This is a genomic window from Streptomyces sp. R-74717 (genome assembly GCF_047305335.1).
Classification (GTDB): Bacteria; Actinomycetota; Actinomycetes; order Streptomycetales; family Streptomycetaceae; genus Streptomyces; species Streptomyces atratus.
The window spans coordinates 3,860,644-3,887,615 of sequence record NZ_CP102361.1; the positions used below are offsets into that span (position 1 = coordinate 3,860,644).

Genomic DNA, 26,972 nt, shown 5'->3' on the forward strand with positions numbered 1-26,972 from the left:
GGGGCTCCGCCCCCGGACCCCCGCTCCTCGATCGCCAAAGGGGCTTGATCCTGGCGAAAGGCGGCCCGTTCCATGGACCTGGTCATCCGTGACGCACATGTCGTCGACGGCACCGGCACCCCCGCCCACCGCGCAGACGTGGCCATCGGCGGCGGCCGGATCGTCGAGATCCACCCCGAACACGCCCCCGGCCCGCGCCCCACCGGCCGCCGCACCCTCGACGCCGACGGACTCGCCCTCTCCCCCGGCTTCATCGACATGCACGCGCACAGCGATCTCGCGCTGCTCCGCGACCCCGATCACAGCGCCAAGGCCGCACAGGGCGTCACGCTCGAAGTCCTCGGCCAGGACGGCCTGTCGTACGCCCCGGTCGACGACCGCACGCTCGCCGAGGTACGCAAGACGATCACGGGCTGGAACGGCGACGGTTCGGACCTCGACTTCGACTGGCGCACGGTCGGTGAATATCTGGACCGCCTGGACCGCAACTTCGACGGCCAGGGCATCGCGGTCAACGCCGCCTACCTCATCCCGCAGGGCACAGTCCGGATGTACGCGATGGGCTGGGAGGACCGCCCGGCCACCGACGCCGAGCTGACCCGGATGAAGGAGCTCGTCGCCCAGGGCATGGCGGACGGCGCGGTCGGCATGTCCTCCGGCCTCACGTACACCCCCGGCATGTACGCGAACGACACCGAACTCACCGAACTGTGCCGGGTGGTGGCCGGGTACGGCGGCTACTACTGCCCGCACCACCGCTCGTACGGGGCGGGCGCGCTCGGCGCGTACGAGGAGATGGTGCAGCTCACCAGGAACGCGGGCTGCGCCCTCCACCTCGCCCACGCCACCATGAACTTCGGCGTGAACAAGGGCAGGGCGCCGGACCTCCTCGCCCTGCTCGACGACGCCCTCGACGCGGGCGCGGACATCTCCCTCGACACCTACCCGTACACGCCGGGCTGCACGACCCTCGTCGCGATGCTGCCGAGCTGGGCGAGCGAGGGCGGACCGGAATCGGTCCTCACCCGCCTCGCGGACGACAGGGCGGCGGAGCGGATCCGGCACCATTTGGAGGTGCTGGGCTCGGACGGCTGCCACGGCGTGCCGATCGAGTGGGACACGATCGAGATCTCGGGCGTCGGCGTCCCCGGCCTCGCCGGCCATGTCGGCCGTACGGTGGCCGAGTCCGCCCGCCTGCGCGGCGAGGCCCCCTGGGTGACCGCACGCCGGCTGCTCATCGAGGACCGGCTCGGCTCCACGATCCTCCAGCACGTGGGCCACGAGGAGAACGTCCAGCAGATCATGCGCCACCGTGTGCACACCGGCGGCAGCGACGGCATCCTCCAGGGCGACAAGCCGCACCCGCGCGCGTACGGCACGTTCCCGCAGTATCTCGGCCGTTACGTACGGGAGTTGGGCATCCTGTCACTGGAGGAGTGCGTCGCCCACCTCACCTCCCGCCCGGCGAAGCGACTGCGTCTGACCGACCGGGGACACATACGCGAGGGCTACCGCGCGGACCTGGTCCTCTTCGACCCGGCGACGGTGGCGGCGGGCTCCACGTTCGAGGAGCCGCGTACGTTGCCGACCGGCATCCCGCATGTACTGATCGACGGCCGCTTCGTCATCGAGGACGGCCGCCGGACCCAGGTGCTGGCGGGGAAGGCGGTGCGGGGCGAGGGACGCCTCCAGCACCTATGAGGTCTCCGGGCCCTCGGCCGCACGCTCCTTCGCCCAGGCCAGGTCCTCCTCGGTCGGGGCGTCGTCCTGGGTGAGGCGCTCCCGCCAGTAGCCGCTGAACTCCACGGCCCCCTTGGGCAGTCCGCGCTCCTCGACCAGATGACGGCGCAGGGCCCGTACCGCCCCGGCCTCACCGGCCAGCCATGCCGCACCGGACCCGGCGGGCAGTTCGGCACCCCTCACCGCCTCCGTCAACGTCTCGCCCGTGTCCCGGTGCACCCAGTGGACGGTCACCTCGCCGGGCGAGTCGAGCACCTGCCCCTCCGCCTCGTCGGCCACCTCGGCGTACACCAGCGCCCGCGCCCCGGCCGGGAGGGACTCCAGGAGCGTCCCGATCGCCGGGAGCGCCGTCTCGTCCCCGGCCAGCAGCAGCCAGTCGGCGGCGGGCAGCGGCCGGGCGTACATCGACGACGGGCCGACCATGCCGAGGACGTCCCCGGGGCGCGCGTCCCGGCCCCAGCTGGCGGCGGGTCCTTCGTCGCCGTGGAGCACGAAGTCGACGGCCATCAGGCCGAGCCGCCGGTCGTACGCGCGAACCGTGAAGCTCCGCATCAGCGGACGTTCGGGCTCGGGGATCGCGAGGTACGCCTCGTACCACCGCATGCCGTACGTGTCGTCGACGTCGGGCTCCGGCAGCCGGGGCACCTCCTGCCCCTCCCTCGGGAAGCAGAGCTTCATCTGCTGGTCGGGCCGGTCCTCCATGAGCTCCGCCAGTGCGTCCCCGGCGAAGGTGATGCGTGCTGTCCGCGGGGTGATCCGCTCCACGCCCACGACCCGTACGTACGACACGGGCAATGCCTGCCCCATCGCGGCACCCACTCTCTGCGACTGATAGTTTATGCCGTAAGGAATTATCTCGGCGAAGTTACTTTATGGCGTAAGGAGTCGCAAGTGGTGGTCTTTGCCGGACAGGGCGACGCCCGCCGTTCGATGTCCCTGCTGTGGCGCGCCGAGCAGCCGGCGCAGCCGCGCCGCGGCCCCGGGCCTGGCCCCAGGCCGGGGCTGAGCGTGGACGCGATCGTGACCGCCGCGATCGCCGTCGCGGACGAGGACGGCATGGGCGCACTCTCGATGCGCGCGGTGGGCGAGCGGCTGGGCCGTACGGCGATGGCGCTCTACACCTACGTCCCCAGCAAGAGCGAGCTGCTGGACCTGATGTACGACGCCGTCCACGCCGAGCTGCCCACCCAGTGCGCCGGCATCGACAACTGGCGTACGGGACTGACCGATTGGGCGCGGGACACGCTCGCGTTCCTTCTCCGCCACCCCTGGGTGCTCCAGGTCTCCCAGGCCCGCCCGGTCCTCGGCCCCCACGAGTACGCCGGCCTGGACACGCTCGTACGCCTGCTGGACGAAACCGGGCTCGAAGCCGCGCTCGTGCGGCGGCTGGTCGGCACGCTGTCCCACTTCGTCCGCGGCTGCGCCGGGACGGTCGCCGAGGCGCGGCAGGCCGCGGCGGTGACGGGCGAGTCGGACGAGGAGTGGTGGTTCGCCCGCTCGGCGCTGCTGGGCGAGGTGGCGCCCGATTTCGCGGACCGCTATCCGAGCCTGAGCGCGATGGAGAGCGAGGGCACCCCGCAGCAGCCGCCCTCCGCCCCCGGCGAGGAGGCGATGCCGTACCTGGAGCGCGAGGCGCGGGAGACGTTCGCCGTCGGACTCGATGTGCTGCTCGACGGGATCGAGGCGGCGATCCGGCGGATGGGCACTCCGTGACCCCACGAGCGCGCGTCGCCGCCGCGGTGCCCGGTCGGCATCGCGGCGGCGGCGTGGCTCACGGACTCACGGCTTGGGCAGGGCACACCCCGGCCGGCTCAGGTCGAACTTGTTGCCGGTACCGATGCACGGCACGATGCCGTAGGTCTCCTGGGCGTAGTTGATGCCCTGGCGCACCGTCACATTGCCGCTCTCGTCGACCTCGCACGGGTTGTTGTCCGTGCACTGCTGCCCGTCCTCGTTGCCGGTGTTGTTGACGGCGACGACCTTGCCGGTCGCGTTGTCGATCACCGGGGAGCCGGACGTACCGCCGATGGTCTGGCAGGCGGAGGTGTAGCGGACCGAGTCCTTCCAGGTCCACGCCCCCTCCTTGAGGCGGTAGACGAAACCGTCCACATTGCAGGCGTACGTGCGCTTCCAGTAGCCGGAGACCACCGTGATCGCGGTGCCCTGGACCGGGTGCGCGGTGTTGAGTTCCAGCGCCTTGATGCCGTAGGTGCTCTCGATCTGGGCGTAGGTGCGGGTGAGTTGGTACACCGATATGTCGGTGTCGGTCATCGTCCCGTACGCGATCTTGCTCGCCCGCAGGGTGCCGACTCCGCTGCCCGAGGCGTTCAGCAGGGTGAAGCTCCGGGTGGACGGCTGGTTGAACACGACCTCGCCCGGTCCCGGGAATCCCGACTCCATGCAGTGCCCGTTGGAGAGCACGAGCGCGGGGTCGGTGGGCTGGGAGTCGGGGGTACGGACGACGGAGCCGGAACAGTTGCTGAGCGCGACGGTCCCGGCGAAGTTGACCGCCTTGGGCGCGAGTTTCGTCTTGACGGTGCCGGTCGCTGCCGCGTCGTGGCCGGCGGCCGCGGTCGCGGGTGCGATTCCCGCCCCGAGCAGCAGAACGGTGAAGAGCGCGCCGACGAGAGGCTTCTTCATGTGGGGGTCCCCTCCAGTGACCTGCGCAGGGCCCAAGTGGCCCCTGCGACCGAAGTTCCTTCGGCTTTGACATGCGCATGTTGGCGCACGGCAGGGGCCCCCACAAGGGGCGGTTTCAAGCCGCCGGGTCTCAGGCCGTCCGGACCGAGCCCCCCGGTCTCAGACCGTGGTCCGCTCCACCGGGATCCAGAGCTCCGCGTCGGCCTGTCCGGCATCCTGCGACACCCGGGTGCGCAGGATCTCGGGACCGGGCCTGCTCCGGTACGGATTTGACGGGAACCACTGGGTGAACACATCCCGCCACAGGTACTGAAGTGCCTGCGGGAAGGGCCCGGAGTTCTCGAAGACGGCCCAGGTGCCCGCCGGGACCACCAGTGCGTCCAGGTCCTCGGGCGCGGCCCCACCGGTCACCACGGCGTGGTAGTAGTCGAGTTCGGTCCCCTCCGCCCGGCTGTCGGCGAGGTTGTCGCTGACCGAGACGATTCCCTCCGGTTCCTGGTCGGACAGTTCCGCGATACGCCGCACCGTCTCCTGTCCGATACCCCGGATGAACTCGGCGATGGCCGGATTCACCCCCTCGTGCACGAGCGGAACCCGCGCCTTCTTCCCGACCACACGGAACTCCTCCTTCTCCACGATCCGGTACCGCATGCTGCTGCTCCCTTCGACCACGAGATGGAAGGACATCCGGGGCTGGGACCGCAGAGCCGCACCGGTCCGTCTGGCCTCGCCGGGGCCGACGCCGTGCATGGCCCGGAACGCCCGCGCGAACGCCTCCCCCGAGGTGTAGCCGTGGCGCACCGCGATCTCCAGCAGCGTCCGCTCCCCTGCCAGCACCTCGGCACCCGCGAGCGTCAGCCGCCGGCGCCGGATGTATTCCGACAGGGGCATCCCGGCCAACGCCGAGAACATCCGCCGGAAGTGGTACTCCGACGTCAGCGCGATCCGCGCCGGTTCGGCCGCATCGATCCGCTCATCGAGGCGGCTCTCGATGTGCTCCATGGCCTGGTTCAGCCGCTCCAGCACCCCGGACTCCTTCCCTTACGAGCACTCACGTTAGGAAGCACGCACCCCGGCGGACCCGACATTCTGTGCCCGGATCGGTCGGGTCGGGTGCGGCGGTGCGCCGAAGCGGGCGAGGCAGTGCCAGACCATCTTGAGCGACTGCAGCTCGTACCGGCCGGTGCGGGCCGCGTCTCCGATGATGCGGGGGTCGAGCAGGCCGTCCTGTGCGATCTCGGCGCCGAGATCCACGAACTCCGCACCCCGGTAGTCGGGGTGGCGCCGCAGCTGCTCGACGGTCAGCCGGAATCCGGCGTGCCACTCCGTACGGCAGGGGAGCCGGCGGGCCGCCTCCTCCACGGGTGTGGACCGGTAGCCGGGGTCCAGCACCAGGGCCTCGACATGGCGGTCGAGGACGACCGGGCCATGGATCTGCGCCTCGATGTAGTCGTCGAGCGCGTCCCGGTCGTCGGCCTCGGCCAACTCGATGAGGTGCGTACCGGACGCGACGCCGAAGTCCGTCGGCTCGGCAGCGCTGTCCGGGTAGCAGAACGTGGCACGCGGGAGAGTGTCCGCGGTCAGCCGGAAGTGCGAGGACCCGAACCTCGGTGCCGCGCCGACGGCTCTGCGGCGGAAGTTCAACGCCCCGTACACCGGCCGCTGTTCGGGGGGCGCGTCGTCGTAAGCACCGTCGAAGATCCGGCTCTCCCAGCGCCACCGGTCACCGCCCGGATGCGCGGTCAGGCCGCCGTTGCCGGTGCCGGTGACGAACTGCGAACGATAGACACCGTCCTCGGCCAGCCGGACCAGGATCGGCCGGCCGCCCGCCATCCGGTCGGGATGGAAGTTCAGCGTCAGGGGCAGGGTGGGGTCGAGCGGCCTGCCCGCGGACCGGGACTCGACATGGCTCAGGGCCCGCACCTGCGGCGACGGGTATGGGGATGCGTTCACCGGCGCAGTGTGCCGGAGCGCGGTTCGCCGCCGCACCCGGATTGCGTCCGGCCGCCGGTATCAGGCCTTGCCCGCCCAGGCCGACGTTCGGGTCCGCCGCTCACAGGAGTCCTGCGCCACCGCTTGCAGCACCAGTACCGAGAGGTCGTCCTCGACCGGCCCCACCCCGAAGTCGTGCGCCGCGCGCCGCACGTGCTCCGCAAGTGCCTTCGCACCCAGTCCCATACCCTGCCGGAGCACATCGGCCAGACCGTCGTTGTCGTCCAGCTGCCAGTTGCCACAGCGGCGTTCGGTGACGCCGTCGGTCACACACAACAGCGTCTCGCCGGGCGCCAGGCGGAAGGTGCCGGCCCGGAATTCGGCGCCCTCATCGATGCCGAGCAGCATCTGGGGCTCGGAGGCCGGTTCCACCCTGCCGTCGGCGAACAGGTGCAGCGCCGGGGGATGACCTGCGCTGGCGACCGTGCAGCGGGCTCCGGCCACGCCCGGGTCGACCGTCAGCTCCCCGTACAGCAGACTCAGGAAGCGGGAGCCCGTCTGCTCCGCGCCGAGCGCGAATGCCTCGGCGCTCTCTTCCGCCATGGCGACGTTCAGCCGGCCGAGCACCGACTCGACGCCATGGCCCTCGCGCGCCAGCAACCTCACCAGGTGCCGGGCGAGACCGGTGACGGACATCGCCTCCGGGTCCTTTCCCTGTACGTCCCCGAGCAGGAAGCACCAGTGGTCCTCGCCCATCGGGAAGATGTCGTAGAAGTCGCCGCCGACGGTCTGGCCCTCGCCGTGCGGCTCGTAGACGATCGCCGTGTCGACGCCGGCGATCGTGGCCAGCGTCGCCGGCAGCTGCCTGCGCTGGAGCGCGGCGCTGATACTGCGCTGCCGGGTGTACTGGCGGGCGGTGAAGACGGCCTGCGCGACCCTGCGGGCCACGTCCTGCACCATCCGCACCACGGTGTCGGTCATCTGCGGCTGCCCGGCCCGGCCGAGCAGCAGTACGCCCTGGTCGGTGTCGCGGGCGACAAGCGGGAAGGCGAACGCGGACCCGCCCGCACGGTCGGCGCCGGCACTCTCCGGCCACGGCCAGGGCGTACCCCCGGCGCGGAGCGCGGTGGGCGGCGGAATCCGTTCCAGTTCCTCGCGCAGCGGAGTCATGCGCTGTTCGTCGGCGTGCCAGACCCGGGACAGTTGCAGGCCGCTCCCCGGCGTGCTGAGCCAGATGCCGCACCAGTCCGCGAGCCGAGGTACGAGCATCTGGGCCGCGAGCGCGGTGACCATGGCCTCGTCGAGCTGGCCCGCCAGGAGTTCGCTGGTCTCGGCGAGGAACGACGGGCCACCGCGGTCGGCCCACTCCGAGGGGGCGTGCTCGTGGGCTTGCGCCGGATGTACGGGGGGCCCTGCGTCACGGGACCGTGCGTCGCTGCCGGGCTCGGTGGCACCGGGCCCGGAGGAGGCCGGATCCGTCGCAGGTGTCTCTCTCTCCGCGCCCTCCAGCCGGAACCAGACCCGCTTCTCCGCCCTCCGGTAGGTCACACCCCAGGACTCCGAGAGCGCGTTCACCAGCTGGAGGCCGTAGCCGGGCTCACCGTGCCGGGTGTCCACTCCGCCGCGTACCCCTCTGGAGGGGTGACGGTCCACGACCTCCACGACGACGCCCACCCGGGTGGCCGGGTTCCGCTCCAGGCGGCAGACCACGTCGATATCGGTGCCGGCGTACATGACGGCATTGGTGACCAGTTCGCTGACGAGCAGGACGGCGTCGTCTACGAGCTCCTCGATCTCCTCGGGGACCCGCGCCGGAACAGGGGCCGCGCCCGCCTCGGTGGCCGACGACTCTCCCCCGCCCCCGTCCGCGAGCGCCGCCGTCCACCCCTCGAGCGCCGCACACACGAATTCCCGCGCCCGGGCGGCCGCCAGCTGGTTCGCCGACAGCCCCTTCCTGGACACGGACTGGCTCGCGTGTACGGACAACGGGATCACCGTTCCTCCCGTATGCACCAAATACGCACGAGAAAGAGTACTTTCGTGCGCTTTATACTATGACAAGCACGACCAAATGGACCTTTGGTGAGCACCAATGGATCTTGGGCGGAGGGTGTTTCCATGGCACTGGCCCCGACCCGGCCCGGCACGGAGCAAGACGGACAGTGGGTTCGTACGAGCGATCTGCGCCCGTTGCTCGCTGCGATGAAGGCTCTGTGCGACGGTGATTTCACGGCGCGAGTGGAGGACTCGGAGAAACGGGGCGGAGCCACCCTGCCCGACGGTGTGCCGGCCGAAATGGCCGGGGTTTTCCAGCAGATCGTTGCGCGGAACGCGCATCTCGCCTCGGAGCTCCAGCGGGTACGCCACGAGATCATCCGACAGGGACGGCTGGACGAGCGGATCTCGGCGAGTCCCGGCTCGGGGACCTGGACGACGAACATCGAGGCCGCCAATACGGTGCTCGAAGCGCTGGTGGTGCCCGTCGCCAAGGCCACCCGGGTGCTCGACGCCGTCGCGGACGGCGATCTGACCCAGCACGTCGATCTGCACGACGGGAGCCGCCAGCTCCGCGGCGACCTGCGACGCCTGGGCATCGGTGTGAACCGCATGGTGGACCAGCTCTCCCTCTTCACCGGCGAGGTGACCCGGGTCGCCCGCGAGGTCGGCACCGAGGGCCGTCTCGGCGGCCGGGCGAAGGCGCAGGGGCTGTCGGGCGACTGGCTCCATGTGACCGAAGCGGTCAATACGATGGCGTCCCGGCTGACGGCGCAGGTGCGGGACATCGCGGTCGTGACGACGGCGGTGGCCCGCGGCGACCTGACGCAGCAGGTGACGGTCGAAGCCACCGGCGAGCTGCTGGAGCTGAAGCTCACGGTCAACACCATGGTCGACCAGCTGCGGGCGTTCGCCGACGAGGTGACCCGGGTCGCCCGCGAGGTCGGCACCGAGGGCCAGCTCGGCGGCCGGGCCCAGGTCAGGGGCGTGTCCGGGGTCTGGAAGGACCTCACCGACAACGTGAACTTCATGGCATCCAACCTGACGTCCCAGGTCCGCAACATCGCCCAGGTGACCACCGCCGTCGCCAACGGCGACCTCAGTCAGAAGATCACCGTGGACGCGCGGGGCGAGATCCTGCAGCTGAAGTCGACGATCAACACCATGGTCGACCAGCTCTCCGCCTTCGCCGACGAGGTCACCCGGGTCGCCCGCGAGGTCGGCACCGAGGGCCAGCTCGGCGGCCGCGCCCACGTCAGGGGCGTGTCCGGCGTCTGGAAGGACCTCACCGACAACGTCAACTTCATGGCCGACAACCTCACCTCCCAGGTCCGCAACATCGCCCAGGTCGCCACCGCCGTCGCCGAGGGCGACCTCGGCAAGACGATCACGGTGGAGGCCAAGGGGGAGATCCTGGAGCTGAAGTCGACGATCAACACCATGGTCGACCAGCTCTCCGCCTTCGCCGACGAGGTGACCCGGGTCGCCCGCGAGGTCGGCACCGAGGGCAACCTGGGCGGTCAGGCGCAGGTCAGGGGTGCTTCCGGGGTCTGGAAGGACCTCACGGACAACGTCAACCGCATGGCGCTCAATCTGACGTCCCAGGTCCGCAACATCGCCCAGGTGACCACCGCCGTCGCCAACGGCGACCTGTCGAAGAAGATCGACGTCGACGCGCGCGGCGAGATCCTGGAGCTCAAGGACACCGTCAACACGATGGTCCAGCAGTTGCGGGCGTTCGCGGACGAGGTGACCAGGGTGGCCCGCGAGGTCGGCACCGAAGGGCGGCTCGGCGGCCAGGCCCAGGTCCACGGCGTCTCGGGGGTCTGGAAGAACCTCACCGACAACGTCAACTTCATGGCCGACAACCTCACCTCCCAGGTCCGCAACATCGCCCAGGTCGCCACCGCGGTCGCCGAGGGTGACCTGTCGAAGAAGATCGACGTCGACGCGCGCGGCGAGATCCTGGAACTGAAGTCCACGATCAACACGATGGTCGACACGCTCTCCGCGTTCGCCTCCGAGGTGACACGAGTGGCCCGCGAGGTGGGCAGCGAGGGGCAGCTGGGCGGCCAGGCCCGGGTGGAGGGTGTCTACGGGACATGGAAGGGCCTGACCACCAGCGTCAATGAGCTGGCACTGAATCTGACCACCCAGGTGCGCGCGATCGCCGAGGTCGCCAGCGCCGTCACGCAGGGCGACATGTCCGGCTCCATCTCGGTGGAGGCCCAGGGCGAGGTCGCCGCCCTGAAGAACAACATCAACCTCATGGTGGCGAACCTCCGTGAGACCACCCGCGCCAAGGACTGGCTGGAGTCCAACCTGACCCGTATCGCCGGACTCATGCAGGGCCACCGCGACCTGGTCGAGGTCGCCGACCTGATCCTGCGCGAGCTGACCCCTCTGGTGAACGCCCAGTACGGCGCGTTCTTCCTGGCCGAGGCGGGTGCGGCACCCGGCGAGGACCTTGAGCTCCTGGCCGGTTACGGCACCGGGCAGCCCGAAGGCCGCCGTCGGCGTACCCGGATGAGCCTCGACGCCCCCGGCTGGGGTCTGATCACCCAGGCCGCGACGGAGAAACGGCGGATCCTCATCGAGGCGGTCCCCACGGAATACATCACCATCAGTTCCGGCCTCGGCGCAGCACCCCCGGCCAGCGTCGTCATCCTGCCGATCCTCTTCGAGGACCGGGTGCTCGGAGTCATCGAACTGGCCTCGTTCAGCCGCTTCAGCGAGGTCCACCTCGCCTTTGTCGACCAGTTCGTGAACACGATCGGTGTCTCCATCAACACCATCATCGCCAACTCCCGTACCGAGTCGCTCCTCTCGGAGTCCCAGCGCCTCACCGCCGAACTACGCAAGCGCTCCGACGAGTTGCAGCTCACCAACGCCGAGCTGGAGGAGAAGGCGGCGCTGCTGGCCACGTCCTCCCAGTACAAGTCGGAATTCCTGGCAAACATGTCGCACGAGTTGCGCACCCCGCTCAACTCGCTCCTCGTGCTGTCCCGGCTGCTCGCCGACAACCCCGACGGCCACCTCTCCCCACAGGAGGTGGAGTTCGCCGTCACCATCCACCGGGCGGGCTCCGACCTGCTGCAACTGATCAACGACATCCTCGATCTGTCGAAGATCGAAGCAGGCCGGATGGATGTACATCCCAAGACGCTGCCGCTGATCAAGCTGCTCGACTACGTACGGGCGACGTTCCAGCCGCTCTCCCTGGACCGCGGCCTGTCGTTCGACATCAAGGTCGGCGAGGACGTCCCCCTCGAACTCTTCTCCGACGAGCAGCGTCTCCAGCAGATCCTCCGCAACCTCCTCTCCAACGCTATGAAGTTCACCTCGTCCGGCGGAGTGCAACTGCTCGTCGAACGCGCGACGCCCTCGGACTTCGAGGAGGAGACGCTGCGCAACGCCGACGCCGTCATCGCTCTGAGCGTCAAGGACACCGGAATCGGTATCCCGCCGGAGAAGCTCGACGCGATCTTCGAGGCGTTCCAGCAGTCCGACGGCACCACCAACCGCAAATACGGCGGCACCGGGCTCGGCCTCTCCATCAGCCGGGAGATGGCGGGCCTGCTCGGCGGCCGGATCATCGCCGAGAGCGAGCCGGACGTCGGCTCCACCTTCACCCTCTTCGTCCCCGCGCACTACACAAGTCCGCCCTCCGACGCCGTCCCCGCGGTCGAACCGCGCCCCGCGAGCGACGCCACCCGAGCCATCACCGGACCCACCCGCCTGGCCGGCCGGCCCGCGGCCCGGCCCGGAGCCGCGCAGGCCGATGCGCTCAGCACTCAGGAGTCCTTGTCCCGCCCCGGAACCCGGCCCGACGGCGGCGACGACGGCGTCAGCTGGCCGGAGACGACCCGGCTCAAGGACTGGCTGAGCGGCCGCGCCGCCGACGTGCTGGCCAACCGTCGCATCCTCATCGTCGACGACGACATCCGGAACGTCTTCGCACTGACACATGTGCTGGGCCGCGTCGGCATCAGCGTCAAGTACGCGGAGAACGGCCGCGAGGGCCTTGAGGTCCTCGATCGGACACCTGACGTATCACTGGTGCTGATGGACATCATGATGCCCGAAATGGATGGATACGAGATGATCGCGGCGATCCGCCGCACACCTCGTTTCGCGGACCTGCCGGTCATCGCGCTCACCGCGAAGGCCATGCCCGGTGACCGCGAGAAGGCCATCGAGAGCGGCGCGAACGACTACGTCCCCAAGCCGGTGGACGTCGACCGCCTGCTGTCCGTGATCTGCCGGCTCCTCGACCCGCAGTGCACTTCGCCGGAGCCGCGGCCCGATCCCTCCGACAACGCCCGCTCCACGGACCGGGACCAGAGCGGCTCCCTGCCGGACCAGGGCGGCGGCGACACCCTCACCGACGGGGACGACGACAACGACACAACAGGGCGGCCATCATGACGGCGACACGGGAAGCAGCATCGGAGACCTCCAGCATCCTCATCGTCGACGACATGGAGGAGAATCTGGTCGCTCTCGAAGCCGTACTCGGCTCGCTGGCCCAAGTGGTCCGCGCGCAATCGGGCGAGGAAGCCCTCAAGGCGATGCTGCGCCAGGAGTTCGCGGTCGTGCTCATCGACGTGATGATGCCGGGCATGAACGGCTTCGAGACCGCCGCCAACATCAAGGGTCTCGACCAGACGAAGGACGTCCCGATCATCCTTCTGACCGGTGCCGCAGTCGATCCGAACTACGCCTACCGCGGCTATACGGTCGGCGCCGCCGATTTCCTGATCAAGCCGTTCGACCCCTGGCTACTGCGGACCAAGGTCAACGTCTTCCTCGACCTGCACCGCAAGAACCGCCAACTCGTCGACCAGGCAGACCAGTTGAAGCGCCTCCTGACGGCCGACGGCGGCCACCCCGGGATCCCGTCGGCCGCCCCCGACCCGGCTCGCGCACCCGCCGAGCCGTCGTACGGTACGGACCACGCGGACCCCACGGGTCCCGCGGAACACCCGGCACCCCCACAAGCGCCCGACCGGCTCGCCGAGGTCGCCGGCCAACTCGCCCAGGCGGAACTCCTGCTACGGGATGCAGACAGCCCCGGCCGGGCCGACCTCGCCGACCGCATCGTCGAACTGGAACAGGCCGTGGAGCGACTGATGGCGGCCCGCGAGGCATAGGAACGCGCCCGGACGTGATGCGTCACGGCTGGGCCGACGCCGTGTCCTGAAGGATGTTCTCCCTTCCCCACGCACCGAGCGGCCTCAGCGCCTCGTTGAGTCCGACACCCAGCGGGGTCAGCGAATACTCCACGCGCGGCGGCACCTCCGCATGCACCTCGCGGCGCACGATGCCGTCCTCCTCCAGCTCCCGCAGATGTGACGTGAGCACCTTCTCCGTCACCCCCGGGACCATCCTGCGCAACTCACCGAAGCGGCACACCTGCTCATTGAGCGCCCAGAGGATCAGTACCTTCCACTTGCCGCCGATCACGTCCATCGCCGCGTCGATCCCGCAGACGTACGCCCCCGGCCTCCGTACCGTACCCATGGTCCACCCCTCCCACCTGCTCGCTCACCCGGTGGTAACCACCCACTTGGAAGTGCGTACTTGATGACTTCCGGGCCTGCGACAAGCCTAATCGGCATGACCGACAACGCCATTGAGAAGTCGCCGCTCACTCTCCTCGGGCTCGGTGCCATGGGTACCGCGCTCGCCCGCGCCTGGCTCGCCGCCGGGCATCCGCTCACCGTCTGGAACCGCAGCCCCGGCAGGGCCGAGCCGCTCGCCGCCGAAGGGGCGGCCGTCGCAGGGACCGTTGCCGAGGCGGTGGCGGCCGGCAGGCTGGTCGTGGTCTGCCTGCTCGACGACGCCTCGGTCGACGAGGCCCTGGCCGGTGTCGACCTGGCCGGCAAGGACCTGGTCAATCTCACCACCTCCACTCCCGGCCAGGCCCGCGCCCGCGCCATCCGGGCCCGCGAGCGCGGGGTCCACTTCGTGGACGGCGGGATCATGGCGGTCCCGCCGATGATCGGAGCCCCTGGCTCCGGCGCCCATGTCTTCTACAGCGGCTCCCGCACCCTCTTCGACAGCCACCGCGAAACCCTGGCCGTACCGGCCGGCACCTCCTACGTCGGCGAGGACGCCGGCTTCGCCGCCCTGCACGACGTGGCGCTGCTGAGTGCGATGAACGGGATGTTCGCCGGGGTCTCGCACGCGTTCGCCCTGATCCGCAAGGAGAACATCGAGCCGACGGCCTTCGCCCCGCTGCTCGCCGACTGGCTCGTCGCCATGACGTCCTCCGTGCACGCGGCCGCCGCCCAACTGGCCGACGGGGACTACACGCGCGGGGTGGTGTCCAACCTAGCCATGCAGGTCGCGGGCAACGCCACCCTGCTGCGCACGGCCGAGGAGCAGGGGGTCAGCGCCGAACTGCTGGCTCCGTACCTTGCCCTGATGGAACGTCTCCTCGCGGACGGGCGCGGCAACGAGAGCACGACGGGTGTGGTCGACCTGCTGGCACTCCGACCCACCCGATTGCGTACGGTCGGCGCATGACATCCGACCGCGAAGCCGACCACGGCCACCGCAGCGCCCCCGGCCTCGACCTCGACGCCTATCTCGCCCGCATCGGCTGGACCGGGGAGCGCCGGCCCACCGCGGAGGTGCTGCGCTCCGTGCACCGTGCCCACGCACTGAGCATCCCGTTCGAGAACCTGGACCCCGTTCTGGGCAAGGCGCCCTCGCTCGCGCTCGCGGACCTGGAGGCGAAGCTCGTACGGGGTGGGCGCGGCGGGTACTGCTACGAGCAGAACACCCTGCTCGCCGCTGCGCTGACCGCGCTCGGGTTCAGGATCACGCTGCTCTGCGCACGGGTCGTGCTGGGGGCCGGGCCCGGGGACGTACGGCCGCGCACCCACATGCTGATGCGCGCCGAGGTGCCGGGCGGGCCGACCCCGTATCTGGCCGATGTCGGCTTCGGCGCCGCCGGCTCGCTGCTGGAGCCGATCCCCCTGGTCGCGGACGCGGAGCTGTACGACTCCCCGCGCCGCCACCGGCTCGTGAACACCCCGCACGACGGGCCGCTGGAGCAGTGGGAGCTCCAGGCGCAGACCACCGACGGGAGGTGGGAGGCCCAGTACGCCTTCACGCTGGAACCGTTCGAGGCGCCGGACTACGAAGTCATCAACTGGCACATCGCGACCAACCCGCGCTCCCCGTTCCAGCACCAGGTGTACGTCCAGCGCACCACCCCGGACGCCCACCTGTCCCTCACCGGCCGCACACTCGCGGTCACGGCGAACGACGGCACCCGCGAGGAACGGGAGCTGGCCGACGGCGCCGAGGTGCTCCGGGTACTGGCAGCCGACTTCGGCATCCACCTCCCCCGGGACACACGGCTGCCGGATTGACGGGAGCGAAGCGCCCCTCGCGCCCCCAACGCCCCGCCCCCGCGCCCCTCACGCCCCGAACACTGCCGCTCACGTGGCGCATCTCACCCGTCCACGTAGGTCACGCCCCCGTTCCGGCCCATTCCAAGCCCCGCCCCGTCCCGGACCGGCGTTCCCACGGTTCGGGGGCGGTGGGCGCATGGTTATGGAAGACGGAGCGGGGCGCCGGGGTTACCCGGGTGGGGGAACCGGAGGGGAAAGCCCGGGCGGCGCGTGAAACGCAGTCGTAAGCTCCCAGACATGCAGGTCATCCAGTCCACGAAGCTCGCCAATGTCTGTTACGAAATCCGGGGCCCCGTGCTCGATGAGGCGATGCGGCTGGAAGCAGCCGGTCACCGCATCCTCAAGCTGAACACCGGCAACCCTGCCGCGTTCGGGTTCGAGTGCCCGCCCGAGATTCTCGAAGACATACTGCGCAACCTCTCCGGGGCGCACGGTTACGGCGATGCGAAGGGGCTGCTGTCCGCACGGCGGGCGGTGATGCAGCACTACCAGACCAAGGGGATCGACCTCGACGTCGAGGACATCTACCTGGGCAACGGCGTCTCCGAGCTGATCCAGATGTCGATGCAGGCACTGCTGGACGACGGCGACGAGGTCCTCGTACCGGCTCCGGACTATCCGCTGTGGACCGCCTCGGTGTCGCTGGCCGGCGGTACGGCCGTGCACTACCGGTGCGATGAGCAGGCCGACTGGATGCCGGACCTCGCCGACATCGAGCGGAAGATCACCGACCGCACCAAGGCGCTCGTGATCATCAACCCGAACAATCCGACGGGTGCGGTGTACGACGACGAAATGCTGCGCGGGCTGACGGAGATCGCCCGGCGCCACAATCTGGTCGTCTGCTCCGACGAGATCTACGACCGGATCCTGTACGACGGAGCGACCCACACACCGACCGCGACGATCGCGCCCGATCTGATGGTGCTCACCTTCAACGGACTCTCCAAGAACTACCGGGTGGCCGGATACCGCTCGGGGTGGATGGCGGTCTGCGGTCCGAAGGCGCACGCCTCCTCGTACATCGAGGGGCTGACGATCCTCGCCAATATGCGGCTGTGCGCCAATATGCCGTCGCAGCACGCCGTGGCCACCGCGCTCGGCGGGCGGCAGTCGATCAACGATCTGGTGCTGCCGGGCGGGCGGATCCTGGAGCAGCGGGATGTCGCGTACGACCTGCTGACCCAGATCCCCGGCGTGACCTGCGTGAAGCCGAAGGGGGCGCTGTATCTCTTCCCGCGCCTCGACCCCAAGGTCTACAAGATCAAGGACGACCGGCAGATGGTCCTCGACCTGCTGCGGGCCGAGAAGATCATGGTCGTGCACGGTACCGGGTTCAACTGGCCGGAGCCCGATCACTTCCGTGTCGTGACGCTGCCCTCGACCGAGGACCTGACGGACGCGGTGACCCGGATCGCGCACTTCCTGGACGGATACGGCCAGCCTTAGCGGGCGGCCGGTCCTCCCTCCACCCCGGCATCGATTGCAGATAACTTTAGACTGAATCCAATGTAGGATGGTTCCACAGCAACACCAGGAGGCCATCCATGTACGAACCGATCCGCACCAAATCGGTCCACACACCGGCCGACCACGCCGACGACTTCCCGCACCGTTCCCGCGAGGAAGAGCTGGACATCCAGCTCGCCGGACACCTGGCCGCACTTCTCGCGGTCACCGACGAGCTGGACCTCGGCGCGGCGGGCGACCGCATCGCCGAGCAGGTGGCCAGGCTGCGCGGCGCGCCGCCCGCCCGGCACGCCGGTCGAACCGATGCACCCGCACTCGCGCTGCACCGCCGCGCCCATGCCCTCGCGGGCCGCGCACTGGTGGTGGCGGCGTCCCGCGCCGACACGGCCGTCGCGATTCTCGCGGCCGAGCGCATGGACGCCCACACGTCGGCGGTCGCCGCTGCCACCGCCCCCGCCGCCCCCTCGCGACTGGTCGGCGCCCTCTGACGGCCCCGGTCCACGGGCCGCCGAGGCGCGTGGACCGGGTGTCACCCATGACTAGTTGCGGACCCGTACCGTCGCCGAAGCCGTCGATGCGCTGTGCAGGTCGTCGCCCGGGTAGCCGACCTCGTACGTCACCTGGCCGGCGGCCCGGGGCAGGTCGTTGACCGTGAAGGTGCCGTCGGGCGCGACGGCTGCCGATGTCAGTGTGCCGGTGCCCTTTCTGTCGGTGCGCTGCACGGACAGGGTGATCCCGGCGGGGAGCGGACGTCCCTGACCGGTCAGGGTGCCGGTGATCGTCAGGCCCGCGCTCTTCGTCGCCTCCGCGGGGGCCGTGAGCGTGATGGTGGTCGGGGCCTTGGCGACCGCGACGGAGAGCGTGATGTCCTCGGCCGGACGGTGGGTGATGTCACCGGTGAAGGAAACGCTGTAGGTGGCGTCGCCGACCAGCGACGGGACGTCGAGAACGGTGAACGAACCGTCGGCATCGACCTCGACGGGGGCCAACTTACGGTCGCCGTTCGCGTCGTGGCGTACCGCGGTCACCCTGACCGGTTCGGTGGGCGCGGGCCCGTCCAGCTCCAACCGGCCCCGGATGCCGAGGGGTTCGCCGACCACGGGCCGCCCCGGTGCGGTGGAGAGAGTGCCGGTGAAGCGGGAGTCGTACTGGGCGGCCGGGGGCTGGATGCCGTGCAGCCAGTACTCGCTGCCGTACGCGTTGGTGGTGACGGCGAAGAGGCGCGCCCCGTCCTTCGACCAGCCGAGCCCGCGCGGCGCGATCCGGTCCCCGTCGAGCGCGCCCTCGAAGGCGAACTCCAGCGGAGCCGTACCGTCCGCCGGGTCCGCGGGCTGCACCAGCAGGTCGGCCGTGGACCCGGTCGCGGCGGCGCCCCGTGCGATGTGCTTGCCGTCACCGCTGAAGGCGACCGCGGACGCCCTGACCCCTTCGGGCAGCGGCTGGTACGCGGTCGCCGCGTCGGACAGGTCCGCGGCGTCCAGGAGCCGGGTGCCGGCGCCGTAGGCGGCGTCGGCGACTGCGATCCGCCGGCCGTCGGCGGACTGGGCGACGTCCTTCATGTCGAGCGCGCCCTGGCCCTCACTGTCCGCGAACCGGCGCTCCGGACCGCGCACGAGCGTGTCGCCGCTCGCGTCGAACGTGGTGAGGAACGGGTTGGGCTCCCCCGTACTGCGGGTCTGTGCCATGACCACACGGTCGGGCGCCTCGGGGCCGCTCGCCAGCCGCAGCCGGCCCGCGGCGTTCCAGCCGGTGTCGACGGACCGGTTGCCGCTCGTGCCGTACAGCCAGGTCCAGTTCGTGTCGCAGCCCGAGTCGTACGGCGTCTCGGTGTGCCACTCCTTGCCGCCGGCGAAGGCGACATCGCGCGGGCAGCCCGCGTCGTACGCGGTGAAGGCGAAGCCGGTGCGCTCCTGTGTCACGGTGTCGAACGCGAGGATCCCCGAGGACTGCGAGACGTAGAGCGTCCCACTGTCCGTGCTGAGGGCCATTCCGGACGGCGCGGTGCCGGTGGGCAGCGAACCGACCTTCTGCCCCTCGAAGTTGTAGACGTGGACCTGGTTCGCGGTCCGGTCCCTGCGGTCGTCCGTGAGGTAGACCCGCTCGTGCACGGAGTCGACGACCATGGCCGAGTACGACGAGATCGGCAGCTTGGCCACGGTGTCGCCGGCCACGGGGCCGTCGGCCGCGTGCGCGGCGGGCGGAGCGAGAGCGGTGAGTCCCGCGGTGCTGAGTGTCAGCGCGGCCAGCGTCGCCGCGATGCGTCCATGGTGCCGGATCTTGTTCAACTGAGTCCCCCACAGGCCCGGTTGGCCCCCCGGTCGGCTCGGCCGGAGGCAATGTGAAGGAACATCCAAGCGTTGTGGAGGTGTTGTGCGCAAGGATATGGCGATGCCTGGACGTTCTTTATAAAAGGGGCGGGAAAGGGCGACCCCCGGAACCGTGAGGGGATTCCGGGGGCCGTACCGCGGCGGGTCATTGACCCCACAGGTCAGGGCGGATGTCCAAAGACCCGGCCGCGGGGTGGTGGGGGCGCACCCGCACGGGGTGCGCCCGGGGGCGTCAGCCCAGGCGCTGGACCAGCGCGCGGTACTCGTCCCACAGTTCCTTCGGCGTGTGGTCACCGAAGGTGTTGAGGTGCTCGGGGATCAGCCCCGCCTCCTCGCGCCAGACTTCCTTGTCGACGTCGAGCAGGAAGTCCAGGTCGGAGTCGGAGAGGTCCAGGCCCTCGGTGTCCAGGGCGCCCTTGGCGGGCAGGACGCCGATCGGCGTCTCGACGCCCTCGGCCTTGCCCTCCAGGCGCTCGACGATCCACTTCAGGACGCGGCTGTTCTCGCCGAAGCCGGGCCACACGAACTTGCCCGCGTCGTTCTTGCGGAACCAGTTCACGTAGTAGATCTTCGGGAGCTTCGACTGGTCCGGCTTGTCCGCGCCGACCTTGATCCAGTGGTTCATGTAGTCGCCCATGTTGTAGCCGCAGAACGGCAGCATGGCGAACGGGTCGCGGCGCAGCTCGCCGACCTTGCCCTCGGCGGCGGCGGTCTTCTCGGAGGCGACGTTGGCTCCGAGGAAGACGCCGTGCTGCCAGTTGAAGGACTCGGTGACCAGCGGTACGGCCGAGGCGCGGCGGCCACCGAAGAGGATGGCCGAGATCGGCACGCCCTTCGGGTCCTCCCACTCGGGCGCGATGATCGGGCACTGGCCGGCCGGGACGGTGAAGCGGGCGTTGGGGTGGGCGGCGGGCGTGTCGGACGCGGGCGTCCAGTCGTTGCCCTTCCAGTCCGTGAGGTGGGCCGGAGCGGTCTCCGTCATGCCCTCCCACCAGACGTCACCGTCGTCGGTGAGCGCGACGTTGGTGAAGACGGAGTTGCCCCACATGGTCTTCATGGCGTTGGCGTTGGTGTGCTCGCCGGTGCCGGGCGCGACGCCGAAGAAACCGGCCTCGGGGTTGATCGCGTAGAGGCGGCCGTCCTCGCCGAACCGCATCCAGGCGATGTCGTCGCCGATGGTCTCGACGGTCCAGCCGGAGATCGTGGGCTCCAGCATGGCGAGGTTTGTCTTGCCGCAGGCGCTCGGGAACGCGGCGGCAACGTACTTCGGCTCACCATGCGGCGGCGTGAGCTTGAGGATCAGCATGTGCTCGGCGAGCCAGCCCTCGTCACGCGCCATGACGGAGGCGATGCGCAGCGCGTAGCACTTCTTGCCGAGCAGGGCGTTGCCGCCGTAGCCGGAGCCGTACGACCAGATCTCGCGGTCCTCGGGGAAGTGCGAGATGTACTTGGTGGTGTTGCACGGCCACGGAACGTCTTCCTGGCCCTCTTCCAGGGGCGCGCCCAGCGTGTGGACGGCCTTGACGAAGAAGCCGTCGGTGCCGAGCTCGTCGAGGACGGCCTGTCCCATGCGCGTCATGGTGCGCATCGAGACGGCGACGTACGCGGAGTCGGTGATCTCGACACCGATCGCGGAGAGCGGGGAGCCGACGGGGCCCATGCAGAACGGGACGACGTACATCGTGCGACCGCGCATGGAGCCGCGGAAGACACCCTTCTCACCGGTGAAGCTGTTTCCCTCTTCCCCCGTAAAGATGGCCCGCATCTCGGCGGGGGCCTTCCAGTGGTTCGTCGGGCCCGCGTCCTCCTCCTTCTCGGAGCAGATGAAGGTGCGGTCCTCGACGCGCGCGACGTCACTGGGGTCGGACGCGGCGTAGTAGGAGTTCGGGCGCTTGATCTCGTCCAGCTTCGTGAACGTGCCCTTGGCCACGAGCTCCCCGCACAGGCGCTCGTACTCGGCCTCGGAGCCGTCGCACCAGACCACCCGGTCCGGCTCGGTGATGGCTGCGATCTCATTCACCCAGGAAACGAGCTCCTGGTGGTCGGTGGGGGCAGTGAGGGGAGCCGCGATGTCGCGCGCCACGATCGCTCCTTGGTGAGGGTGTCTGTTTGGTAGTCGCCCCGTGGGGGCCGCGACCCGGATGCTTCGTAGCCGCTCATCCGGTGCCGAACGCACTCATTTGATCATCCGACCGATTCGCCCATATGTCCAGGGGGCCGCCCACGTGAGCATCGCCACTCGCATTCGCTACCTACGGTTGCGTAGGTACGATGCGGGAATGACTGCTGCCGCCGCCGCGCCCGAGCCAGCCGGGCTGGAAACAGCCGAGTCCGACGCCGTCCCGGTGAAACCACGGATGCGTGGCTGGCTGCACGCCGGAATGTTTCCCGCCGTGATCGTCGCGGGGATCGTGCTGATCGCGCTGACGGACAGCGCCCGCGGCCGGATCGCCTGCGGCATCTACGTCCTGACCGCGTGCCTGCTGTTCGGCGTGAGCGCGCTCTACCACCGCGGCACCTGGGGTCCGCGCGGCGAGGCGGTGCTCCGCCGGCTCGACCACGCCAATATTTTTCTGATCATCGCGGGCACCTACACTCCACTGGCCCTGCTCCTGCTCCCCGAGTCGACCGGGACGCCGCTCCTGTGGGCGGTCTGGGCGGCGGCGACCGCGGGCATAGCCTTCCGGGTGTTCTGGGTCGGCGCCCCGCGCTGGCTCTATACGCCCTGCTACATAGCGATGGGCTGGGCCGCGGTCTTCTTCCTGCCGGACTTCATGCGGACCGGCGGGATCGCGGTACTGGTGCTGGTCGTCGCCGGCGGGCTGCTCTACAGCGCCGGCGGTGTCATCTACGGCATCAAGCGGCCCAATCCGTCACCGCGGTGGTTCGGCTTCCACGAGGTCTTCCACTCGCTGACCCTGGCGGCCTTCGTCGTGCACTACGTCGGCATCTCGCTGGTGGCCTACAACCACAGCTGAGCACTCCCTTCCACCTCCTCCCCCGCAATGGCCGTGGCTCGAAAGCCGCGGCCATTCGTCATTCCCGGGCCCGGACAGGCGATACACATTGACACTCACCATCTTTTGAGAGTTACTTTCACTTAACCGTGACTCTCGAAGGAGCATTCCCATGAACCGACGCTGGTGGGCCCTGGGCGCGCTGGTCGCGAGCATGCTCGTCCTCGGATTCGACATGACGATCCTCAACGTGGCGCTGCCGACCATGGCCGAACAGCTCGGCGCGACCACCGGCGAGCAGCAGTGGATGGCCGACGCATACGTCGTGGTCTTCGCCGCTCTGATGCTCCCGGCCGGGCTGCTCGGTGACCGGTTCGGCCGTCGCCGGATGCTCATCACCGGCCTCGGCATCTTTCTGCTCGGCTCGCTCATCGGCTCGCTCGCCGACGCCGTGCCCGCCGTCGTGACCGCCCGCTGTGTGATGGGCATCGGCGCGGCGCTCGTGATGCCGCTCGCGATGGCCGTGCTGCCGTCGCTGTTCGGCGCGCCCGAGGACCGGGTCAAGGCCATCGGCATCGTCTCGGCCGCGTCCGCGCTCGGGCTGCCGCTCGGCCCGATCCTGGGCGGCTGGCTGCTGGACCACTTCTGGTGGGGCTCGATCTTCCTGATCAACATCCCGATGGTGGCGATCGGTATCGCCGCCTGCGTGTTCCTGCTCCCGGAGACCAGCGACCCGGCCTCCCCGAAGGTCGATGCCGTCTCCACCGCCCTGACCGCGACCGGTCTCGGCGCGCTGATCTACGCGATCATCGAGGCTCCCGGACGCGGCTGGGGCGACCCGCTGGTGATGGGCATGCTGGCCGCCGGTGCCGTACTGATCGGTGCGCTCGTCGTACGGGAACGCGGCGCCGAACGCCCGATGCTCGACATGTCGCTGCTGCGGCAGCGGCCGTTCCTGCTGAGCGCGCTCGCCGCGACCCTGGTGATGTTCGTGATGTCGGGGCTGATGTTCATCCTGCCCGGCTACCTCCAGGCAGTCCTGGGCCACGACGCCTTCGGTACGGGGCTGCGGATGCTGCCGATGATGGGCGGGCTGATCGTCGCCGCGAAGACGGGCGCCCCCGTCACCCAGCGGTTCGGGGCGCGCGCCACGATGACGGCGGGCCTGGTCGTGCTCGCCTTCGCCGCGCTCCTCGGCAGCCGTACGACGGTCGACAGCGGTTACGGCTTCACGGCGCTGTGGCTCTCCGTCGCCGGGGTCGGCTTCGGCTTCGCCGTCGTCCCCGCGATGGACGCCGCGCTGGCCGCCCTGCCCGCGGACCGTGCGGGGAGCGGATCGGGGCTGCTGATGACCGTGCGGCAGACGGGCAGCGCCCTCGGGATCGCGCTTCTGGGCAGCCTGCTCGCCGGTGCGTACAGCGGCCGGCTCGACACCACCGGCGTACCGGCCGCCGCCGCGGACGCGGCCGGGGACTCGGTCGTCGCCGCCCATGTCGTCGCGGCGAAGCTCGGCGCGCAGCGGCTGGCCGGCTCCGCGGACGCGGCGTACGTCCACGGCATGAGCGTGGTCCTGCTCGTCATCGCTGTCACGGCCCTGGTGTCCGCGCTGCTGGTCGGGGCGTTCCTGACGAACCTCCCCACCCCCTCGCGGGAGCGGTCGGACGTGGCCCCGGCACCCGCCGATGCCTGACAATGACGACCATGGCCGCCACCTCTCGTCCCCCTTCCGTTTCCGCCCCCGGAACGCCGCCCCCACTGGGGTTGCGCGAGCGGAAGAAGCTCAAGACCAGGATCGCGATCCGCCGGGCGACCTATCGGCTGATCTCCGAGCAGGGGTACGACGCCACGACGATCGAGCAGATCGCGGAGGCGGCCGAGGTGTCGCCGAGCACCGTCTTCCGGTACTTCGCGACCAAGGAGGACATCGTCCTCACCGACGAGTACGACCCGATCATGGAGACCGAGCTGCGCAACCGGCCGGCCGACGAACCGCCGCTGGAGTCGCTCCGGTTCATCATGGCCAAGGCGCTGACGGCGTTCCTCGCGAGCGAGGAGGAGGAACTGCGGCAGCGCACCCGGCTGATGGTGGAGGTCCCCGCCATCCGGGCGCGGATGACGGAGACCATGTCGGACACGGCGAAGGTGCTGGCCCGGGCACTCGCCGACCGCAGCGGCCGCAGCCCCGACGACCTGGAGGTCAGGGTGTTCATCGCGGCGGTGCTGGGGGCGCTGCGCGAGGTGACGCTGTACTGGGGCGAGCACGGTCAGGAGGGCGACCTGATCGCGATGATCAACCAGGCGCTGGACACGCTCGAAGGCGGGCTGACGCTGTAGCCGGGGCTTCGCCCTCCAGTCCCCGGACGGCTCCTTCCTCAGTCGTCGGACGGGCTCGATCCGAGGCTCCGCGCCAGCGCCTCCCGGTCCGTCGTCGGCGCATCGCAGACGAAGTGCCTGCACACATACGCCGTCGGCGCCCCGCCCACCATCGGCCGGTCCGCCAGCAGCGGGAACTCCGTCCCTGCCGTCTCACCCGCCGCCACCACCGCACCGGGCGCCCGCCCCAGCAGCGCCGTACGGTGCAGTTCGCCGCCGACCGGCCCGGCGACCGCGACCTCGCGCGGCCCGTCGAGCAGCGCCTCGGCGACGGCGAGCCCCCAGCCGATGAACCGCGGAACCCGCGGGCCGAGCGCCTTCACCACGCCCAACGCCCCCTCCGCGGCGGTGCGATGGGCCTCCGAGCCGGTGTGAGCGGCGTACGAGAGCAGCGCACCGGCCGCCGCCGTCCAGCCCGCCGGGGTAGCGCTGTCGGTGGGGTCCTGCGGGCGGCGGATGAGCTTCTCGGCGTCGTCCGCCGTGTCGTACAGCTGCCCGCCCTCGCCGGTGAAGTGCTGCAGCACGATGTCGAGCAGGAAGCCGGCGAACTCCAGCCAGACGCCCTCGCCGGTGACCGCGGCCAGGGCGAGGAAACCCTCCGCGACATCGCCGTAGTCCTCCAGGACCCCGGCGTGCCCGCCGGTCCGTCCGTCCTTCGATGTACGGGTCAGCCGGGCCACGTCCCCCATGTGCACCCGTACCAGCAGATCCGCCGCCTCGGTGGCGCGCTCGATCAGATCGGGCCGGTCGAAGTACGCGCCCGTCTCGGCGAGGGCGGCGATCGCCAGGCCGTTCCAGGCGGCGACCACCTTGTCGTCCCGCCCGGGACGCGGGCGCAGCTCCCGGGCGGCCAGCAGCTTGGCCCGTACGTCGGCGGCCCGGTCCGCGTCCACCACGGTGCCCGTCCGCGCGAGCCGGAGGACCGAGGCGCCCTCCTCGAACGTGCCCTCCTCCGTCACCCCGAAGTGCTCGGCGGCGAAAGCCGCGTCCTGACCGCCGAGGACCTCCCTCAGCTGCTCGGGCGTCCATACGTAGTACGCGCCCTCGACATGCCGGCCGGCCCCGTCCTCGCTGTCGGCGTCGAGCGCGGAGGCGAAACCGCCCTCCGGCGTGCGCAGCTCGCTCACCATGAAGTCGGCGGTCTCCAGAGCGACCCGGCGGGCCAGGTCCGAGCCCGTCGACCGCCACAGGTGTGCGTACACCCGGCAGAGCAGCGCATTGTCATAGAGCATCTTCTCGAAGTGCGGAACGATCCACTCCCGGTCCACCGAGTAGCGTGCGAAACCCCCGCCGAGCTGGTCGTACATCCCGCCCATGGCCATCGCCGCACAGGTGTCGGCGGCCATGTCGAGGGCGCCCTGGGCCCCGGTGCGGGCGTGGTGGCGCAGCAGGAACTCGATGATCATGGACGGCGGGAACTTGGGTGCGCCGCCGAACCCGCCGCGTTTCTCGTCGTACTCCCGGGTGAGCCCGAGGAGCGCCTGCGCCAGTTCGGGTTCGCCCGGCAGGCCTTCGCCGCCGTGTGCCAGGGAGCGCTGGGTGAGGTCGTGGACGATGCGTCCGGCAACCTCGGCGACCTCGTCGGGCCGGTCGGACCAGGCGGCCGCGACACCTTCGAGCACCTGCTGGAAGGAGGGCATGCCGTGGCGCGGCTCGGGCGGGAAGTACGTGCCGAAGTAGAAGGGTTCGGCGTCGGCGGTCAGGAAGACGGTCATCGGCCAGCCGCCCTGGCCGGTCGCCGCCTGCACCGCCTCCATGTACACGGCGTCGACGTCGGGCCGCTCCTCCCGGTCGACCTTCACCGGGACGAAGTGTTCGTTCAGATAGGCCGCGACCCGGTCGTCCTCGAACGATTCGTGCGCCATCACATGACACCAGTGACAGCTCGCGTAGCCGACGCTGAGCAGCACCGGCACATTCCGCCTGCGTGCCTCCTCGAAAGCCTCGGGCGACCAGGGCCACCAGTCGACCGGATTGTCGGCATGCTGGAGGAGGTACGGGGAAGTCTCACGGTCCAGGCGATTCGGCATACCCACATCCTCTCTCAGGCCCGGTTGATCGCATCGCTCTCTCGCGCTGACGCGCCGTACCCAGCACACTGGGCGGCGATG

The 26,972-nt window shown here is 70.2% G+C and carries 20 protein-coding genes; 11 read left to right on the forward strand and 9 right to left on the reverse strand.

Features of this window, described 5'->3' with window-relative positions:
* Positions 1-72 precede the first annotated feature (72 nt).
* Positions 73-1,701, forward strand: a complete 1,629-nt coding sequence (locus tag NRF20_RS17355) for an N-acyl-D-amino-acid deacylase family protein (RefSeq protein ID WP_413752849.1) — start codon at positions 73-75, stop codon at positions 1,699-1,701.
* On the opposite strand, the gene NRF20_RS17360 is transcribed toward NRF20_RS17355, so the two are convergent.
* Entirely contained in the window at positions 1,696-2,547 is an 852-nt protein-coding gene (locus NRF20_RS17360) for a siderophore-interacting protein (protein ID WP_413752850.1), read from the reverse strand. The two genes, NRF20_RS17355 and NRF20_RS17360, sit on opposite strands and share 6 nt — an antisense overlap.
* A gap of 84 nt (positions 2,548-2,631) precedes the next feature.
* On the opposite strand from NRF20_RS17360, the gene NRF20_RS17365 reads away from it, so the two are divergent.
* Positions 2,632-3,453: a TetR/AcrR family transcriptional regulator C-terminal domain-containing protein gene (locus tag NRF20_RS17365; RefSeq protein ID WP_398632149.1), complete on the forward strand. Its 822-nt coding sequence runs from the start codon at positions 2,632-2,634 to the stop codon at positions 3,451-3,453.
* Between the two features lie 66 nt (positions 3,454-3,519).
* On the opposite strand, the gene NRF20_RS17370 is transcribed toward NRF20_RS17365, so the two are convergent.
* The 4 genes from NRF20_RS17370 to NRF20_RS17385 all read right to left on the reverse strand — a co-directional run bounded on the left by NRF20_RS17370 (position 3,520) and on the right by NRF20_RS17385 (position 8,307).
* Positions 3,520-4,380 (reverse strand): serine protease, encoded by an 861-nt coding sequence (locus NRF20_RS17370; RefSeq protein ID WP_398632148.1) that lies wholly within the window; start codon positions 4,378-4,380, stop codon positions 3,520-3,522.
* A 159-nt stretch (positions 4,381-4,539) separates the two neighbouring features.
* Positions 4,540-5,406, reverse strand: coding sequence for an AraC family transcriptional regulator (locus NRF20_RS17375; protein WP_413752851.1), 867 nt, complete (start codon positions 5,404-5,406; stop codon positions 4,540-4,542).
* A 30-nt stretch (positions 5,407-5,436) separates the two neighbouring features.
* Positions 5,437-6,333 carry a DUF3626 domain-containing protein gene (locus tag NRF20_RS17380; RefSeq protein WP_413752852.1) on the reverse strand — a complete coding sequence of 299 codons (897 nt, stop codon included), beginning with the start codon at positions 6,331-6,333 and terminating at the stop codon, positions 5,437-5,439.
* A 60-nt stretch (positions 6,334-6,393) separates the two neighbouring features.
* Positions 6,394-8,307 carry a SpoIIE family protein phosphatase gene (locus tag NRF20_RS17385; protein WP_413752853.1) on the reverse strand — a complete coding sequence of 638 codons (1,914 nt, stop codon included), beginning with the start codon at positions 8,305-8,307 and terminating at the stop codon, positions 6,394-6,396.
* Between the two features lie 123 nt (positions 8,308-8,430).
* On the opposite strand from NRF20_RS17385, the gene NRF20_RS17390 reads away from it, so the two are divergent.
* Complete coding sequence (locus NRF20_RS17390; protein ID WP_398632144.1) at positions 8,431-12,735, forward strand: HAMP domain-containing protein; 4,305 nt, start codon at positions 8,431-8,433, stop codon at positions 12,733-12,735.
* Entirely contained in the window at positions 12,732-13,460 is a 729-nt protein-coding gene (locus tag NRF20_RS17395) for a two-component system response regulator (protein WP_398632143.1), read from the forward strand. Before NRF20_RS17390 ends, NRF20_RS17395 begins: the two co-directional genes overlap by 4 nt.
* 22 nt (positions 13,461-13,482) lie before the next feature.
* On the opposite strand, the gene NRF20_RS17400 is transcribed toward NRF20_RS17395, so the two are convergent.
* A complete protein-coding gene (locus NRF20_RS17400; RefSeq protein WP_413752855.1) occupies positions 13,483-13,830 on the reverse strand; it encodes a winged helix-turn-helix transcriptional regulator in 348 nt (115 codons plus the stop codon).
* Between the two features lie 96 nt (positions 13,831-13,926).
* Between NRF20_RS17400 and NRF20_RS17405 the strand changes: the two genes are divergently transcribed.
* From NRF20_RS17405 to NRF20_RS17420, 4 genes are all read left to right on the forward strand, one after another.
* Complete coding sequence (locus tag NRF20_RS17405; protein ID WP_413752856.1) at positions 13,927-14,838, forward strand: NAD(P)-dependent oxidoreductase; 912 nt, start codon at positions 13,927-13,929, stop codon at positions 14,836-14,838.
* Positions 14,835-15,692 carry an arylamine N-acetyltransferase family protein gene (locus NRF20_RS17410; protein ID WP_413752857.1) on the forward strand — a complete coding sequence of 286 codons (858 nt, stop codon included), beginning with the start codon at positions 14,835-14,837 and terminating at the stop codon, positions 15,690-15,692. Before NRF20_RS17405 ends, NRF20_RS17410 begins: the two co-directional genes overlap by 4 nt.
* 279 nt (positions 15,693-15,971) lie before the next feature.
* Positions 15,972-17,183: a pyridoxal phosphate-dependent aminotransferase gene (locus NRF20_RS17415; RefSeq protein ID WP_413752858.1), complete on the forward strand. Its 1,212-nt coding sequence runs from the start codon at positions 15,972-15,974 to the stop codon at positions 17,181-17,183.
* A 98-nt stretch (positions 17,184-17,281) separates the two neighbouring features.
* Entirely contained in the window at positions 17,282-17,692 is a 411-nt protein-coding gene (locus NRF20_RS17420; RefSeq protein ID WP_398632139.1) for a hypothetical protein, read from the forward strand.
* Between the two features lie 51 nt (positions 17,693-17,743).
* On the opposite strand, the gene NRF20_RS17425 is transcribed toward NRF20_RS17420, so the two are convergent.
* Together NRF20_RS17425 and NRF20_RS17430 are read right to left on the reverse strand one after the other, a co-directional pair.
* Positions 17,744-19,489: an Ig-like domain repeat protein gene (locus NRF20_RS17425; protein ID WP_413752859.1), complete on the reverse strand. Its 1,746-nt coding sequence runs from the start codon at positions 19,487-19,489 to the stop codon at positions 17,744-17,746.
* A gap of 274 nt (positions 19,490-19,763) precedes the next feature.
* Positions 19,764-21,614 carry a phosphoenolpyruvate carboxykinase (GTP) gene (locus NRF20_RS17430; RefSeq protein WP_266358440.1) on the reverse strand — a complete coding sequence of 617 codons (1,851 nt, stop codon included), beginning with the start codon at positions 21,612-21,614 and terminating at the stop codon, positions 19,764-19,766.
* 196 nt (positions 21,615-21,810) lie between these two features.
* Here NRF20_RS17430 and trhA point away from each other — a divergent pair, with 196 nt between their 5' ends.
* The 3 genes from trhA (at position 21,811) to NRF20_RS17445 (ending at position 24,822) form a co-directional block, all read left to right on the forward strand.
* Positions 21,811-22,509 carry a PAQR family membrane homeostasis protein TrhA gene (gene trhA, locus NRF20_RS17435; protein ID WP_398632137.1) on the forward strand — a complete coding sequence of 233 codons (699 nt, stop codon included), beginning with the start codon at positions 21,811-21,813 and terminating at the stop codon, positions 22,507-22,509.
* 151 nt (positions 22,510-22,660) lie between these two features.
* On the forward strand, positions 22,661-24,178 hold the full coding sequence (locus tag NRF20_RS17440) for an MFS transporter (RefSeq protein WP_398632136.1): 1,518 nt from the start codon (positions 22,661-22,663) through the stop codon (positions 24,176-24,178).
* A 2-nt stretch (positions 24,179-24,180) separates the two neighbouring features.
* Positions 24,181-24,822 carry a TetR/AcrR family transcriptional regulator gene (locus NRF20_RS17445; RefSeq protein WP_413752860.1) on the forward strand — a complete coding sequence of 214 codons (642 nt, stop codon included), beginning with the start codon at positions 24,181-24,183 and terminating at the stop codon, positions 24,820-24,822.
* A 38-nt stretch (positions 24,823-24,860) separates the two neighbouring features.
* Here the strand turns inward: NRF20_RS17445 and NRF20_RS17450 are convergent, their stop codons facing one another.
* Positions 24,861-26,891 (reverse strand): thioredoxin domain-containing protein, encoded by a 2,031-nt coding sequence (locus NRF20_RS17450; protein ID WP_413752861.1) that lies wholly within the window; start codon positions 26,889-26,891, stop codon positions 24,861-24,863.
* Between the last annotated feature and the right edge of the window lie 81 nt (positions 26,892-26,972).

Bases quoted from the DNA above. Each gene is read 5' to 3' on its own strand.
- NRF20_RS17440 (WP_398632136.1), top strand. From the start codon at position 22,661: ATGAACCGACGCTGGTGGGCCCTGGGCGCGCTGGTCGCGAGCATGCTC.
- NRF20_RS17445 (WP_413752860.1), top strand. From the start codon at position 24,181: ATGACGACCATGGCCGCCACCTCTCGTCCCCCTTCCGTTTCCGCCCCC.
- NRF20_RS17405 (WP_413752856.1), top strand. From the start codon at position 13,927: ATGACCGACAACGCCATTGAGAAGTCGCCGCTCACTCTCCTCGGGCTC.
- NRF20_RS17360 (WP_413752850.1), bottom strand. From the start codon at position 2,547: ATGGGGCAGGCATTGCCCGTGTCGTACGTACGGGTCGTGGGCGTGGAG.
- NRF20_RS17395 (WP_398632143.1), top strand. From the start codon at position 12,732: ATGACGGCGACACGGGAAGCAGCATCGGAGACCTCCAGCATCCTCATC.
- trhA (WP_398632137.1), top strand. From the start codon at position 21,811: ATGACTGCTGCCGCCGCCGCGCCCGAGCCAGCCGGGCTGGAAACAGCC.
- NRF20_RS17355 (WP_413752849.1), top strand. From the start codon at position 73: ATGGACCTGGTCATCCGTGACGCACATGTCGTCGACGGCACCGGCACC.
- NRF20_RS17420 (WP_398632139.1), top strand. From the start codon at position 17,282: ATGTACGAACCGATCCGCACCAAATCGGTCCACACACCGGCCGACCAC.
- NRF20_RS17390 (WP_398632144.1), top strand. From the start codon at position 8,431: ATGGCACTGGCCCCGACCCGGCCCGGCACGGAGCAAGACGGACAGTGG.
- NRF20_RS17400 (WP_413752855.1), bottom strand. From the start codon at position 13,830: ATGGGTACGGTACGGAGGCCGGGGGCGTACGTCTGCGGGATCGACGCG.
- NRF20_RS17415 (WP_413752858.1), top strand. From the start codon at position 15,972: ATGCAGGTCATCCAGTCCACGAAGCTCGCCAATGTCTGTTACGAAATC.
- NRF20_RS17450 (WP_413752861.1), bottom strand. From the start codon at position 26,891: ATGCCGAATCGCCTGGACCGTGAGACTTCCCCGTACCTCCTCCAGCAT.
- NRF20_RS17410 (WP_413752857.1), top strand. From the start codon at position 14,835: ATGACATCCGACCGCGAAGCCGACCACGGCCACCGCAGCGCCCCCGGC.
- NRF20_RS17370 (WP_398632148.1), bottom strand. From the start codon at position 4,380: ATGAAGAAGCCTCTCGTCGGCGCGCTCTTCACCGTTCTGCTGCTCGGG.